Genomic DNA, 13110 nt, shown 5'->3' on the forward strand with positions numbered 1-13110 from the left:
GGCGTGAAATGTTATATACTCTCCGCCCTGCAAATTTCTGTATAACATTTCGCGCAGACTATGGGAGAGCGTATGACCGCATTGCCTGGAGAGAGAATTGGGGGCTGGTTAATCGCCCCGCTGGCATGGCTGCTGGTGGCATTATTAAGCGCTTCGCTGGCGCTGTTGCTATACACCACCGCACTGGTTACGCCTCATGCTATCCAGGCACTGATGTCCCAGAGTGCGCTCAATATTGCAACGTGGTTTGTGTCGTTCGTTTTCGCGATCGCGATGTGGTACTACACGCTGTGGCTGACTATCGCCTTCTTCAAACGCCGCAAAAACGTGCCAAAACATTACATTATCTGGCTGCTGGTCTCCGTGCTGCTGGCTGTCAAAGCATTCGCTTTCTCGCCAGTGTCTGACGCGCTGGCGGTTCGCCAGTTACTGTTTCCGCTACTGGCGACGGCGCTTATGGTCCCTTATTTCAAGCGTTCGACGCGCGTTAAGAAGACCTTTGTCAACCCGTAATAACCTTACAGTTAACCTGTTGTGGCCTGTTGTCGTTTATCCGATAATAGGCGGCTATTTTATTTCAGGCTAAATAATGACCGATTACTTACTGCTCTTTGTCGGAACTGTGCTGGTTAATAACTTCGTACTGGTGAAGTTCCTTGGCCTGTGCCCGTTTATGGGCGTCTCCAAAAAGCTGGAGACGGCAATGGGCATGGGGCTGGCGACCACCTTCGTGATGACGATGGCCTCCATTTGCGCATGGCTGATTGATACCTGGATCCTGATCCCACTGGACATGCTCTACCTGCGCACCTTGTCCTTTATTCTGGTCATTGCGGTTGTGGTGCAATTTACCGAGATGGTGGTGCGGAAAACCAGCCCTGCCCTGTATCGCCTGCTGGGCATTTTCCTGCCTCTCATCACCACCAACTGCGCGGTGCTGGGCGTGGCGCTGCTCAATATCAACCTTGGGCATAATTTCCTGCAATCGGCGCTGTACGGTTTTTCCGCGGCGGTCGGTTTCTCTTTTGTTATGGTCCTGTTCGCCTCGATTCGCGAGCGTCTGGCCGCGGCGGATATTCCCGCGCCGTTTCGCGGTAACGCCATCGCTCTGGTGACCGCAGGTTTAATGTCTCTGGCCTTTATGGGCTTTAGTGGTCTGGTGAAGTTGTAATGAGTGCTATCTGGATTGCCATCGCGTCCATCAGCGTACTGGGACTCGTCTTTGGCATCATTCTGGGTTATGCCTCCCGCCGGTTTGCGGTGGAGGACGATCCGGTGGTTGAAAAAATTGATGAACTTTTACCGCAGAGCCAGTGCGGGCAGTGCGGCTACCCTGGCTGCCGCCCTTACGCTGAGGCGGTGGGCGTGCAGGGCGAAAAGATCAACCGCTGCGCACCGGGTGGCGAAGCGGTCATGCTTAAAATAGCTGCCCTGCTGAACGTCGATCCCCAGCCTGTCGACGGCGATGAACAGGCCCAGGAGCCCGTTCGTGCCCTTGCTGTCATCGACGAAGCCAACTGCATTGGCTGCACCAAATGTATTCAGGCGTGTCCTGTTGACGCCATTGTGGGCGCAACGCGCGCGATGCACACCGTTGTGGCGGATCTGTGCACCGGCTGTAATCTCTGCGTGGCGCCCTGCCCGACGCAGTGTATAGAACTACGCCCGGTTGAAACGACTACTGAAAGCTGGAAGTGGGACCTTCAGACCATTCCGGTTCGCAATATTCCTGTGGAACAACATGCTTAAGTTATTTTCTGCCTTCAGAAAAGAGAAGATCTGGGATTTCGACGGCGGCATTCATCCGCCTGAGATGAAATCGCAGTCTAACGGCACGCCGCTGCGCCAGATCCCGCTGGCGACCCGTTACGTTATGCCCCTTAAACAGCATATCGGCGCGGAAGGTGAACTGTGCGTGAAAGAAGGCGATAGCGTTCTTCGCGGCCAGCCGCTGACCTTTGGTCGCGGACGGATGTTGCCGATACATGCCCCGACTTCCGGTAAGGTGGAGGCTGTTGCCCCCCATACCGTTGCCCATCCGTCGGCGTTGTCTGAGCTGAGCGTGATCATTGAAGCCGATGGTGAAGACCGCTGGATCGATCGTGACGGCTGGAGCGACTACCGTTCCCACAGCCGTGAAGCGCTGATTGAACGCATTCATCAGTTCGGCGTGGCGGGTCTGGGAGGCGCAGGCTTCCCGACCGGCGCTAAGCTTCACGGCGGCGGCGATAAAATCGAAACGCTGATCATCAACGCCGCCGAGTGCGAACCGTACATCACCGCCGATGACCGTCTGATGCAGGACTGTGCCGCGCAGGTGGTGGAAGGGATTCGCATTCTTGCGCATATTCTGCAACCCCGCGAAGTGCTGATCGGTATTGAGGACAATAAACCGCAGGCCATTTCGATGCTGCGTGCGGTACTGGCAGACAGCCACGATATCGCCCTGCGAGTGATCCCGACCAAATACCCGTCCGGCGGGGCAAAACAGCTGACGCAGATCCTGACCGGCAAACAGGTCCCCCACGGGGGCCGTTCGTCCGACATCGGCGTGCTGATGCAAAACGTGGGAACCGCCTACGCGGTGAAACGTGCGGTGATTGACGGCGAGCCATTGACCGAGCGCGTCGTCACGCTGACCGGCGAGTCCGTCTCCCGTCCCGGCAACGTCTGGGCGCGTCTGGGTACGCCGGTGCGTCATCTGCTGGAACAGGCTGGCTTCTGCCCGGGTAGCGATCAACTGGTCATTATGGGTGGCCCGCTGATGGGCTTTACCCTGCCGTGGCTGGATGTGCCGGTGGTGAAGATTACCAACTGCCTGCTCGCCCCTTCCCCAACGGAGATGGGCGAAACGCAGGAAGAGAAAGGCTGCATACGCTGTAGCGCCTGTGCGGACGCATGCCCGGCAGATTTACTGCCGCAGCAGTTGTACTGGTACAGCAAAGGCCAGCTGCACGATAAAGCCCAGGCGCATAACCTGGCTGACTGTATTGAATGCGGTGCCTGCGCCTGGGTCTGCCCAAGCAATATTCCGCTGGTGCAATACTTCCGTCAGGAGAAAGCCGAAATCTACGCCATCTCCATGGAAGAAAAACGTGCCGCTGAAGCGAAGGCCCGCTTTGAAGCGCGTCAGGCGCGACTGGAGCGCGAGAAACAAGCCCGTCAGGAACGCCATAAGCAGGCTGCCGTCCAGCCTGCGGCGAAAGATCAGGATGCCATTAACGCAGCCCTGGCCCGCGTGCGCGAGAAGAAAGCCACCGCCGCCCAGACGGTTGTGATCGCTCCGGGAGAAAGACCGGACAACAGCGAAGCGATTGCGGCCCGCGAAGCGCGTAAAGCCGAAGCTCGCGCGCGTCAGGCGGAGAAAGCGCAACACGCCAAACCGGAAGCTGATATCGACCCGCGTAAAGCGGCAGTGGAAGCGGCTATCGCCAGGGCAAAAGCCCGTAAGGCCGGTCAGCAGACAGTGGTGGTTGAACAGGAAGCGACGGATCCGCGCAAGGCGGCCGTTGAAGCCGCTATCGCCCGTGCCAAAGCACGAAAAGCGGCACAGGTTCAGCCAGCCGAAGAGAGTGAAGCGCCTGTCGACCCGCGTAAAGCCGCCGTTGAAGCGGCCATCGCCCGTGCCAAAGCACGAAAAGCGGCACAGCAGGACGAACGGCCTGCGGCCGCCAACGACGATCCACGCAAAGCCGCAGTCGCCGCCGCGATTGCGCGCGTTCAGGCAAAGAAAGCCGCGCAGCAAGCCGTTAACGAGGATTAAATGGTTTTCAGAATTGCAAGTTCCCCTTATACCCATAACCAGCGCCAGACATCGCGTATTATGATGCTGGTGTGCCTGGCCGCGCTGCCAGGTATTGCCGTACAGTGTTGGTTTTTCGGCTGGGGTACGCTTTTCCAGTTAGTTCTGGGTTGCGCCAGTGCCGTCGCAGCGGAAGCTGCGATCCTGAAGCTGCGCAAAATGGAAGTGACTCGCATCCTGAGCGATAACTCCGCCCTGTTGACCGGCCTGTTGCTGGCCATCAGCATTCCCCCGTTCGCCCCGTGGTGGATGGTGGTATTGGGAACGGTGTTTGCGGTGATCATCGCCAAGCAGCTGTACGGCGGGCTGGGCCATAACCCGTTTAACCCGGCGATGATTGGCTACGTGGTACTGCTGATCTCCTTCCCGGTACAGATGACCAGTTGGCTGCCGCCGCATGAGATCGCCGCCACCGTCCCCGGCTTTATGGATGCCCTGCACGTTATCTTTACCGGCCACACCGCGCTGGGCGCAGATATGAACGCGCTTCGCATGGGCGTGGACGGCATCAGCCAGGCCACCCCGCTCGATACCTTCAAAACCTCCCTGCGTGCCGGACACAGCGTGGAGCAGGTGATGAAATCGTCTATTTACAGCGGCGTACTGGCGGGTGCTGGCTGGCAGTGGGTCAATCTGGCCTATTTGTTGGGCGGCGCGTTCCTGCTGCAACAGAAGGCGATCCGCTGGCATATTCCGGTGAGCTTCCTGGTGACGCTGGCCGTCTGCTCGACGCTCGGCTGGGTCATCTCACCTGAGTCACTGGCCAGCCCGCAGCTCCATCTGCTCTCCGGCGCGACCATGCTCGGGGCATTCTTTATTCTGACCGATCCGGTCACCGCGTCTACCACCAACCGTGGTCGTCTGATTTTCGGCGCGCTGGCGGGCTTGCTGGTCTGGCTTATTCGCAGCTTTGGCGGTTATCCGGACGGTGTGGCATTTGCCGTGCTGCTGGCTAACATCACCGTTCCGCTCATCGACTACTACACGCGGCCACGCGTGTACGGTCATCGCTAAGGGTCACGCCATGCTAAAAACAATGCAAAAACACGGCGTTACGCTGGCGATCTTCGCTGCCGCCCTCACCGGGCTGACCGCGCTGGTAAATGAACTGACGAAAACTACCATTGCAGAGCAGGCAATGAAGCAGCAAAAGACGCTGTTCGATCAGGTGATCCCATCCGACCTCTACGATAATGACCTGCAAAAAAGCTGCTTTGTCGTGCAGGCTCCGCAGCTCGGTAAAGGACCCCATCGCGTTTATATTGCCCGCAAGGGCGATAATCCCGTGGGTGCCGTCATGGAAGCCACCGCGCCGGACGGTTACTCCGGTGCGATTCAGCTGCTGGTTGGCAGCGATTTTTCCGGCACCGTGCTGGGCACGCGCGTGACGGAACATCACGAAACGCCGGGCCTTGGCGACAAAATTGAAACACGCTTAAGCGACTGGATCTTACACTTCGCCGGTAAGATGATTCATGGCGAAGACGATCCTGCTTTCGCGGTGAAAAAAGATGGCGGCGAGTTTGACCAGTTCACGGGTGCCACGATTACCCCGCGCGCGGTGGTCAACGCCGTCAAGCGCGCCGGGCTGTATGCCGAAACGCTGCCCGCGCAGATCAATCATCTTTCCACCTGTGAGGAGTGACCATGAGCCAGGTTAAAGAGGTTATCGTCCAGGGTCTCTGGAAGAACAACTCCGCGCTGGTACAGCTGCTGGGGCTGTGTCCGCTGCTGGCGGTGACGTCTACCGCCACCAACGCGCTCGGGCTGGGGCTGGCGACCACGCTGGTGCTGACCCTGACTAACTTTTCCATTTCTGTTTTGCGCCGCTGGACGCCGTCGGAAATCCGTATTCCGATCTATGTCATGATCATTGCGTCGGTGGTCAGCGTGGTGCAAATGCTGATTAACGCCTACGCATTTGGCCTGTACCAGTCGCTCGGGATTTTCATTCCGCTTATCGTGACTAACTGTATTGTCGTAGGCCGCGCTGAAGCCTTTGCGGTGAAAAACAATCCGGCCATATCCGCGCTGGATGGTTTTTCCATCGGCATGGGCGCGACTGCCGCCATGTTCGTTCTCGGTTCTCTGCGTGAAATTTTGGGCAACGGTACGCTCTTCGACGGTGCGGACGCGCTGCTTGGCGGCTGGGCGAAGTCGCTGCGTATTGAGGTGTTCCATACGGACACTCCGTTCCTGCTGGCCATGCTGCCGCCTGGCGCCTTCATTGGCCTTGGGATGATGCTGGCGTTAAAATACCTGATTGATGAAAAACGTAAACGCCGCGCCGCTGAGCGCAGCGTACAGGAAGGGATCCCCGAGAAAGCAGTATGAATAAAGAGAAACGCATTGCGATCCTGACGCGCCTGCGCGATGAGAATCCTCATCCTACGACAGAGCTGAACTTTAACTCGCCGTTTGAACTGTTGATCGCGGTGCTGCTCTCTGCACAGGCGACGGACGTGAGCGTCAACAAAGCCACGGCCCTGCTCTACCCTGTCGCCAATACGCCGCAGGCCATGCTGGAGCTGGGCGTTGAAGGTGTGAAATCCTATATCAAGACCATTGGCCTGTTTAACAGCAAGGCCGAAAACGTCATTAAGACCTGCCGGATCCTGCTGGAGCAGCACGGCGGTGAAGTCCCGGAAGACCGCGCTGCGCTGGAAGCGTTGCCGGGCGTCGGGCGTAAAACGGCAAATGTGGTGCTGAACACGGCGTTTGGCTGGCCGACCATCGCCGTAGATACCCATATCTTTCGCGTCTCTAACCGTACCCGGTTCGCGCCGGGTAAAAACGTGGAAGAGGTGGAAGAGAAGCTTTTAAAAGTGGTCCCGGCGGAATTTAAGGTGGACTGCCACCACTGGCTGATCCTGCACGGACGGTATACCTGTATTGCCCGTAAGCCACGCTGCGGTTCCTGCATTATCGAAGATCTCTGCGAATACAAAGAAAAAGTCTATCCCTGAGCGTAAACCACCTAACTTCTTACCTGTTCAAGCCCTTAATATTAACAAGGGCTCTGATATCTTCCCGATTGACCATAAATTGCCCTCTCTTTCTCCTTAACGCATTGTCGATTCTTCGGTCATTTAACACTCAAAGAGGTTAATAGTTTTTTCATCACCAAAAATTTCTATACATCTGTGATCGCGATCACTCTGATAACCTGATGTTGGATTTTTGTTGTTAAAACCCGCCCAACCCCTTTGTCAGACAAGATTTCATCGATTCCATACCGCACATAAGACCAGTCATTTTTCAGAATATGGGCTATATCACTGCCAATCACCCAAAATAGCAGAACATATCGCCATACAGCCGTTGAACAGGGTCGTTTACAGTGAAAAAAACCATCAATTTTGAACGGATGAGATTTAACGCTGTATAACATTTGCATGAACCGATGATTATACCGCCAGAGTTATATGTAACAGATTATTACAAACGTATTGCCAGATGGGGCTGGATAGTGAACATTACCCGCCGTTTCCCCTCCCAATATAACTATAAAGCGGATGGACTACGGTCATCACGCTATGAACACCCCCGTTAATATGGGATGTAAAAAAAGAGGTATATGTGTCTACTGCAAACAATAAACCAACAGATGAGAGCGTAAGTCTTAACGCTTTCAAACAGCCTAAAGCGTTCTATCTCATTTTCTCGATCGAATTATGGGAACGTTTTGGCTACTACGGCCTGCAAGGGATCATGGCGGTTTACCTGGTTAAACAGCTGGGTATGTCTGAAGCCGATTCCATCACGCTGTTCTCTTCCTTCAGCGCCCTGGTGTATGGCCTGGTCGCTATCGGCGGCTGGTTAGGCGATAAAGTCCTCGGTACTAAACGAGTCATTATGCTGGGCGCCGTTGTTCTGGCGATTGGCTATGGGCTGGTTGCCTGGTCCGGGCACGATGCAGGTGTGGTTTACATGGGTATGGCTACCATCGCGGTAGGTAACGGCCTCTTCAAGGCGAACCCGTCTTCCCTGCTCTCTACCTGCTACAGCAAAGATGACCCGCGTCTGGACGGTGCATTTACCATGTACTACATGTCCATCAACATCGGTTCCTTCTTCTCTATGCTGGCAACCCCATGGCTGGCCGCCAAATTCGGCTGGAGCGTAGCGTTTGCGCTGAGCTTCGTGGGTATGCTGATCACCGTTGTGAACTTCCTGTTCTGCCGTAGCTGGGTTAAAGACTATGGTTCAAAACCAGACTTCGAACCCGTGCACATGGGCAAACTGCTGGCAACCATCGTCGGCATCGTGATCCTGGCCGCTGTTGCCACCTGGCTGCTGCATAACCAGGGCGTAGCACGTGCCGTACTGGGCGTGGTTGCGCTGGGTATCGTGATTATCTTTGCGAAAGAAGCCTTCGCGATGCAGGGTGCGGCACGTCGTAAGATGATTGTGGCGTTCATTCTGATGCTGGAAGCGATCATCTTCTTCGTTCTGTACAGCCAGATGCCAACGTCTCTGAACTTCTTCGCTATCCGCAACGTTGAGCACTCCATCCTCGGTATCGCGTTCGAGCCGGAGCAGTATCAGGCCCTGAACCCGTTCTGGATCATGATTGGTAGCCCGATTCTGGCCGCTATCTATAACAAGATGGGCGACCGTCTGCCTATGCCGCACAAGTTCGCTATCGGTATGGTGCTGTGCTCTGGCGCATTCCTGGTGCTGCCGCTGGGGACGAAATTCGCGACCGACGCGGGTATCGTGTCTGTTAACTGGCTGATCCTGAGCTATGCGCTGCAATCTATCGGTGAACTGATGATCTCCGGTCTGGGCCTGGCGATGGTTGCGCAGCTGGTCCCTCAGCGTCTGATGGGCTTCATCATGGGTAGCTGGTTCCTGACCACCGCTGGCGCGGCTATCATCGCAGGTAAGATTGCGAACCTGATGGCGGTACCAGACAACGTTACCGACCCGCTGGTTTCCCTGAATGTCTACGGCACCGTATTCATGCAAATTGGTATCGCGACCGCCGTGATTGCCGTGCTGATGCTGCTGACCGCACCTAAACTGAATCGTATGACCCAGGACGACGACAAATCCGCTAAAGCGATCAAAACCGCGAACGCGTAATGTCATCGGGAAACGACTGAACAGAAGCCGCTAATTGATTAGCGGCTTTTTTTTTATCCGAACGCGCACTAACATAGCTGGAACCTCAGCAAAAAGGAGTTACCGATGAAACTGTTCTATAAACCGGGCGCCTGCTCTCTTGCTTCCCATATTACGCTTCGCGAGAGCGGTAAAGATTTCACGCTGGACGGCGTTGACCTGATGAAAAAGCGTCTGGAAAACGGGGATGACTTTTTTGCGATTAACCCAAAAGGCCAGGTTCCGGCCCTGCTGCTGGATGATGGCACCCTGCTGACCGAAGGGGTGGCGATTATGCAATTCCTGGCGGACAACGTACCGGATCGTCAGCTCCTTGCCCCCACCGGCAGCATTGCGCGTTATAAAACGCTGGAGTGGCTGAACTATATTGCCACCGAACTGCACAAAGGCTTTACGCCCCTGTTCCGCCCGGACACGCCGGAAGAGTACAAACCTACCGTGCGCGCGCTGCTGGAGAAAAAGTTGCAGTACGTTAACGACGCGCTGAAAGACGACCAGTGGATCTGTGGCTCGCGTTTCACCATCGCCGATGCCTATCTGTTTACCGTTCTGCGCTGGGCGCGCGCGGTTAAGCTGAACATGGAAGGATTAGACCATGTCGCATCGTATATGACGCGCGTGGCGGAGCGTCCTGCGGTGGCAGCGGCGCTGAAAGCGGAAGGGTTGAATTAACCGAGCGGCCTGGATTGCCGGGTGGCGCTGACGCTTACCCGGCCTATAAATTCCGTAGGCCCGTGCAAGCGCAGCGGCGCCGGGCGTTTTCTAAAGCTGCGTTGCGCTAAAATAGTGCTCCGGCTTCGCGATGCGATCCTGCGCCGCGACGACCTGGAGCTCATATTCCTGCATCGTCTTCGTCGCAATCATGATTTCATAAACGGCTGCGGTGACGTGCTCCAGCGCATCGCGCAGGCTCGCGCCCTGCAATAGCTTCACCAGCAGCAAACCGCTGGTCACATCCCCGACCCCGACAGGCTGACGTGCACCGAAATCCACCAGCGGTCGACTGATATGCCAGGCTTCATCCTTCGTCACCAGCAGCATTTCAAAACGGTCCTGGCTCAACCCTGCGCGTGCCAGGTGCTTAACCAGCACAATCTCTGGCCCCTGGGCGATCAGCTCGCGAGAGGCGCTTACAGCCTCTTCTACGCTGTTGACCGGATGCTCGCACAGGATCTCAAGTTCAATCAGGTTGGGGGCAATAATATCGCTGGCGGGCAATGCATGACGGACATGAAACTCCGCAACACCCGGCGCTACGATGCAGCCTTTTTCAGGATGTCCCATTACCGGATCGCAGAAATATTTCGCCGCGGGGTTTGCCGCTTTCACCTGGCGCACAATGCCGAGGATATGTTCCCCCTGCTCCGCCGAACCCAGATAGCCGCTGAGTACGGCATCGCAGCGTTTAAGCTGGTCGATATCCGCAATCCCCTGAACGATTTCCGACAGATGCGACGGCGGCATCACGCAGCCGGTCCATTTACCGTACTGGGTGTGATTCGAGAACTGGACGGTATTGAGGGGCCAGACGTTAACGCCGAGGCGGCGCATCGGGAATTCCGCAGCGCTGTTGCCAGCATGTCCAAACACAACGTGGGACTGAATGGCGAGGATGTTCTTCATGTTGTACTTACCAAACCCTGTCAAAACAAAAGGGGCGTGGTTTCCCACGCCCCTGCATACTTTTAATTACTTCCAGCAGACCAGGCAGTAATTTTTCTTACCGCGACGCAGCAGCGTGTAGCGACCATAGAGACGGTCGTTCTCGGTAAAGGTGTATTCCGGATCGGCCTGTTTTTCGCCATTAATGGTGATCGCGTTAGAGGCGATGGTTTTACGCGCCTGACCGCGAGACGGCTGGAGCTCGGAGTCCACCAGCGCCTGCATCAGATCGGCGCCTTTTTCCATCTCAACCATCGGCACGCCATCCTGCGCCAGCTGTTCGAAATCCGCTTCGCTTAAATCGCTCAGGGTTCCGTTGAACAGGCTAGCCGTAATGCGCTTCGCCGCCGCCAGACCTTCTTCGCCGTGAACCAGTTTAGTCACTTCGTCCGCCAGCACGTACTGGGCGCGTGGTGCTTTACCGCTGTTCTTGTCTTCTTCTTCCAGCGCATTGATTTCTTCGATATCCATAAAGGTGAAGAACTTCAGGAAGCGATAAACGTCGGCATCCGCCGTGTTGATCCAGAACTGGTAGAACTTGTACGGGCTGGTTTTCTTCGGATCCAGCCATACCGCGCCGCCTTCGGTCTTACCGAACTTGGTACCGTCGGCTTTGGTGATCAACGGCACGGTCAGACCAAACACCTGATTCTGGTGGAGGCGACGGGTCAGATCGATACCGGAGGTGATGTTACCCCACTGGTCGGAACCGCCAATTTGCAGAGAGACGCCGTGCAGTTTGTTCAGGCAGGCGAAGTCATACCCCTGCAACAGGTTATAGGAGAACTCCGTGAAAGAGATACCCTGATCGTCACGGTTAAGACGCTGCTTTACTGCTTCTTTGTTAATCATCTGGTTAACAGAGAAGTGTTTGCCGATGTCACGCAGGAACGTCAGCACGTTCATGCCACCAAACCAGTCGTAGTTGTTCGCCGCAATCGCAGAGTTGTCACCGCAGTCGAAATCCAGGAACGGTGCAACCTGTTTACGGATCTTATCCACCCACTCCTGCACGGTGTCTTCGGTGTTCAGCTTACGCTCAGCGGCTTTGAAACTTGGGTCGCCAATCAGACCGGTCGCGCCGCCAACCAGTGCGACAGGCTTATGGCCGGCCATCTGGAAGCGTTTCAGGCATAACAATGGAACAAGATGCCCCAAATGCAAGCTGTCAGCGGTGGGATCGAAGCCGCAATAGAGCGCGATCGGGCCTTGCGCCAGTCGCTCTGCTAACGCTTCCTCGTCCGTCACCTGGGCCACGAGGCCCCGCTCTTGCAATTGTTTAATCAAGTTACTGCTTGCCATCAAATTCTCCATGTATAAACGACTGCACCTTTGCCGGTACACGACTTTTCGCCTGATGCGAAAGGACCATAGAATAAAGCGCCAGCGCGGTGTGCGCTAGCGCTTAAATCAACAAATTTTGGGGATTACGGGGCCAGTCTGTCGATTTTCCAGCCACCGTTGTCGCGCTGGTATAAAAAGCGGTCGTGCAGGCGGTGTTCACCGCCCTGCCAGAATTCCATCTGCTCAATGGGGATGCGGAACCCGCCCCAGAAACTCGGCAGCGGTACTTCACCCTGCTGAAACTTCTGTTTGAGTTCGAGGAATTTACTTTCCAGCACACCGCGGGCTGAGATTCGGCTGGACTGTTTAGAGACCCAGGCGCCGATCTGACTGTCGCGCGGGCGACTGTGGAAATATTTTACCACTTCGAGCGTAGAGAGGCGCTCCGCCTTGCCGGTGACCATCACCTGGCGCTCCAGCATATGCCACGGGAAGAGCAGGCTAATACGCGGATTATTTTCAAGGTGATGCGCTTTACGACTGCCAAGATTGGTGTAGAACACCAGCCCTTTCTCGTCATAATGCTTGAGAAGAACGATGCGTTGATACGGCTGACCATTTTCATCAACCGTGGCAACGACCATTGCCGTCGGGTCAGCCAGTTTCGCTTCGCAGGCCTGCTTCAGCCAGCGTTCAAAAAGCACCAGCGGTTCGGCGGGAAGATCCTGGCGGCGCAGACCGCCTTTGGTGTATTCACGGCGCAGATGCGCAATTTGCTGTAGTTCGTCGTTATCTGACATGGCGTTAGCTGAAAGTGAGATTGGGTGGCGCTATTGTGCGCGCCCCCTTCAAAAATCTCAACGCTTCGGATTTTCAAGCTGACAATTGTTCAGCACAATGCGGTCACGCTTGTAGACGGTGGCGCTGTCGCCTTTCGACCAGAAGACGTAGATCCCGTCTGAGTAGCGCGCACCGGAGGCCGACATTCCCTGCTTCAGCGTTAACAACTTATTGTCATAAACAAAGCTGGCTTCCTGATGCGGGTTGTTCAGCTTCACCGTCAGCGGTTTTTCATCACAACGATATTCCAGCGTATCGGTTTGCATACGCTCAACGAACTGGTTATAGACGCTGCATCCGGTCATAAGAAAAGGTACAGCAATGAGAAGAAGTTTTTTCATGGGCAGATTCCGAAGACTATCCTGGTCCTGGAGGGCCTAACCGCCCTCCTGTTT

General features: G+C 55.8%; 14 protein-coding genes. 10 read left to right on the forward strand and 4 right to left on the reverse strand.

Annotation, left to right across the window (positions count from 1 at the left end; all coding sequences use genetic code 11):
- Positions 1 to 72 precede the first annotated feature (72 nt).
- The 10 genes from SK58_RS14235 to gstA all read left to right on the forward strand — a co-directional run bounded on the left by SK58_RS14235 (position 73) and on the right by gstA (position 9601).
- On the forward strand, positions 73 to 513 hold the full coding sequence (locus SK58_RS14235) for a DUF2569 domain-containing protein (protein ID WP_033487090.1): 441 nt from the start codon (positions 73 to 75) through the stop codon (positions 511 to 513).
- Positions 514 to 589: 76 nt separating this feature from the next.
- Entirely contained in the window at positions 590 to 1171 is a 582-nt protein-coding gene (gene rsxA, locus SK58_RS14240) for an electron transport complex subunit RsxA (protein WP_000133206.1), read from the forward strand.
- Positions 1171 to 1749, forward strand: a complete 579-nt coding sequence (gene rsxB / locus SK58_RS14245; RefSeq protein WP_015570664.1) for an electron transport complex subunit RsxB — start codon at positions 1171 to 1173, stop codon at positions 1747 to 1749. The genes rsxA and rsxB overlap by 1 nt, the downstream gene beginning before the upstream one ends.
- Positions 1742 to 3763: an electron transport complex subunit RsxC gene (gene rsxC / locus SK58_RS14250; RefSeq protein ID WP_048220137.1), complete on the forward strand. Its 2022-nt coding sequence runs from the start codon at positions 1742 to 1744 to the stop codon at positions 3761 to 3763. Before rsxB ends, rsxC begins: the two co-directional genes overlap by 8 nt.
- Positions 3764 to 4816, forward strand: coding sequence for an electron transport complex subunit RsxD (gene rsxD, locus SK58_RS14255; RefSeq protein ID WP_015570666.1), 1053 nt, complete (start codon positions 3764 to 3766; stop codon positions 4814 to 4816). It begins immediately after the preceding gene.
- Positions 4817 to 4826: 10 nt separating this feature from the next.
- A complete protein-coding gene (rsxG, locus tag SK58_RS14260) occupies positions 4827 to 5447 on the forward strand; it encodes an electron transport complex subunit RsxG (RefSeq protein ID WP_017384591.1) in 621 nt (206 codons plus the stop codon).
- Between the two features lie 2 nt (positions 5448 to 5449).
- Positions 5450 to 6136 (forward strand): electron transport complex subunit E, encoded by a 687-nt coding sequence (locus SK58_RS14265; RefSeq protein WP_003857592.1) that lies wholly within the window; start codon positions 5450 to 5452, stop codon positions 6134 to 6136.
- Entirely contained in the window at positions 6133 to 6768 is a 636-nt protein-coding gene (gene nth, locus SK58_RS14270) for an endonuclease III (protein WP_015570668.1), read from the forward strand. Before SK58_RS14265 ends, nth begins: the two co-directional genes overlap by 4 nt.
- Before the next feature lie 613 nt (positions 6769 to 7381).
- Positions 7382 to 8890 (forward strand): dipeptide/tripeptide permease DtpA, encoded by a 1509-nt coding sequence (gene dtpA / locus SK58_RS14275; protein ID WP_003857596.1) that lies wholly within the window; start codon positions 7382 to 7384, stop codon positions 8888 to 8890.
- 105 nt (positions 8891 to 8995) lie between these two features.
- Entirely contained in the window at positions 8996 to 9601 is a 606-nt protein-coding gene (gene gstA / locus SK58_RS14280) for a glutathione transferase GstA (protein ID WP_003857598.1), read from the forward strand.
- Between the two features lie 90 nt (positions 9602 to 9691).
- Here gstA and pdxY read toward each other — a convergent pair whose 3' ends face one another.
- The 4 genes from pdxY to mliC form a co-directional block, all read right to left on the reverse strand.
- Positions 9692 to 10552 carry a pyridoxal kinase PdxY gene (gene pdxY / locus SK58_RS14285; protein WP_032670041.1) on the reverse strand — a complete coding sequence of 287 codons (861 nt, stop codon included), beginning with the start codon at positions 10550 to 10552 and terminating at the stop codon, positions 9692 to 9694.
- A 66-nt stretch (positions 10553 to 10618) separates the two neighbouring features.
- Positions 10619 to 11893: a tyrosine--tRNA ligase gene (gene tyrS, locus SK58_RS14290; RefSeq protein ID WP_017384594.1), complete on the reverse strand. Its 1275-nt coding sequence runs from the start codon at positions 11891 to 11893 to the stop codon at positions 10619 to 10621.
- Positions 11894 to 12018: 125 nt separating this feature from the next.
- Entirely contained in the window at positions 12019 to 12675 is a 657-nt protein-coding gene (gene pdxH, locus SK58_RS14295; protein WP_003857601.1) for a pyridoxamine 5'-phosphate oxidase, read from the reverse strand.
- A gap of 57 nt (positions 12676 to 12732) precedes the next feature.
- Positions 12733 to 13056 (reverse strand): C-type lysozyme inhibitor, encoded by a 324-nt coding sequence (gene mliC, locus SK58_RS14300; RefSeq protein WP_015570672.1) that lies wholly within the window; start codon positions 13054 to 13056, stop codon positions 12733 to 12735.
- Positions 13057 to 13110 lie beyond the last annotated feature (54 nt).

It is taken from the genome of Enterobacter sp. BIDMC93, assembly GCF_001037805.1.
Classification (GTDB): Bacteria; Pseudomonadota; Gammaproteobacteria; order Enterobacterales; family Enterobacteriaceae; genus Enterobacter; species Enterobacter hormaechei_C.

What these genes read in the sequence shown, in the direction of transcription:
- SK58_RS14235 (WP_033487090.1), top strand. Translation starts at nt 73, where the DNA reads ATGACCGCATTGCCTGGAGAGAGAATTGGGGGCTGGTTAATCGCCCCG.
- rsxA (WP_000133206.1), top strand. Translation starts at nt 590, where the DNA reads ATGACCGATTACTTACTGCTCTTTGTCGGAACTGTGCTGGTTAATAAC.
- rsxB (WP_015570664.1), top strand. Translation starts at nt 1,171, where the DNA reads ATGAGTGCTATCTGGATTGCCATCGCGTCCATCAGCGTACTGGGACTC.
- rsxC (WP_048220137.1), top strand. Translation starts at nt 1,742, where the DNA reads ATGCTTAAGTTATTTTCTGCCTTCAGAAAAGAGAAGATCTGGGATTTC.
- rsxD (WP_015570666.1), top strand. Translation starts at nt 3,764, where the DNA reads ATGGTTTTCAGAATTGCAAGTTCCCCTTATACCCATAACCAGCGCCAG.
- rsxG (WP_017384591.1), top strand. Translation starts at nt 4,827, where the DNA reads ATGCTAAAAACAATGCAAAAACACGGCGTTACGCTGGCGATCTTCGCT.
- SK58_RS14265 (WP_003857592.1), top strand. Translation starts at nt 5,450, where the DNA reads ATGAGCCAGGTTAAAGAGGTTATCGTCCAGGGTCTCTGGAAGAACAAC.
- nth (WP_015570668.1), top strand. Translation starts at nt 6,133, where the DNA reads ATGAATAAAGAGAAACGCATTGCGATCCTGACGCGCCTGCGCGATGAG.
- gstA (WP_003857598.1), top strand. Translation starts at nt 8,996, where the DNA reads ATGAAACTGTTCTATAAACCGGGCGCCTGCTCTCTTGCTTCCCATATT.
- pdxY (WP_032670041.1), bottom strand. Translation starts at nt 10,552, where the DNA reads ATGAAGAACATCCTCGCCATTCAGTCCCACGTTGTGTTTGGACATGCT.
- tyrS (WP_017384594.1), bottom strand. Translation starts at nt 11,893, where the DNA reads ATGGCAAGCAGTAACTTGATTAAACAATTGCAAGAGCGGGGCCTCGTG.
- pdxH (WP_003857601.1), bottom strand. Translation starts at nt 12,675, where the DNA reads ATGTCAGATAACGACGAACTACAGCAAATTGCGCATCTGCGCCGTGAA.
- mliC (WP_015570672.1), bottom strand. Translation starts at nt 13,056, where the DNA reads ATGAAAAAACTTCTTCTCATTGCTGTACCTTTTCTTATGACCGGATGC.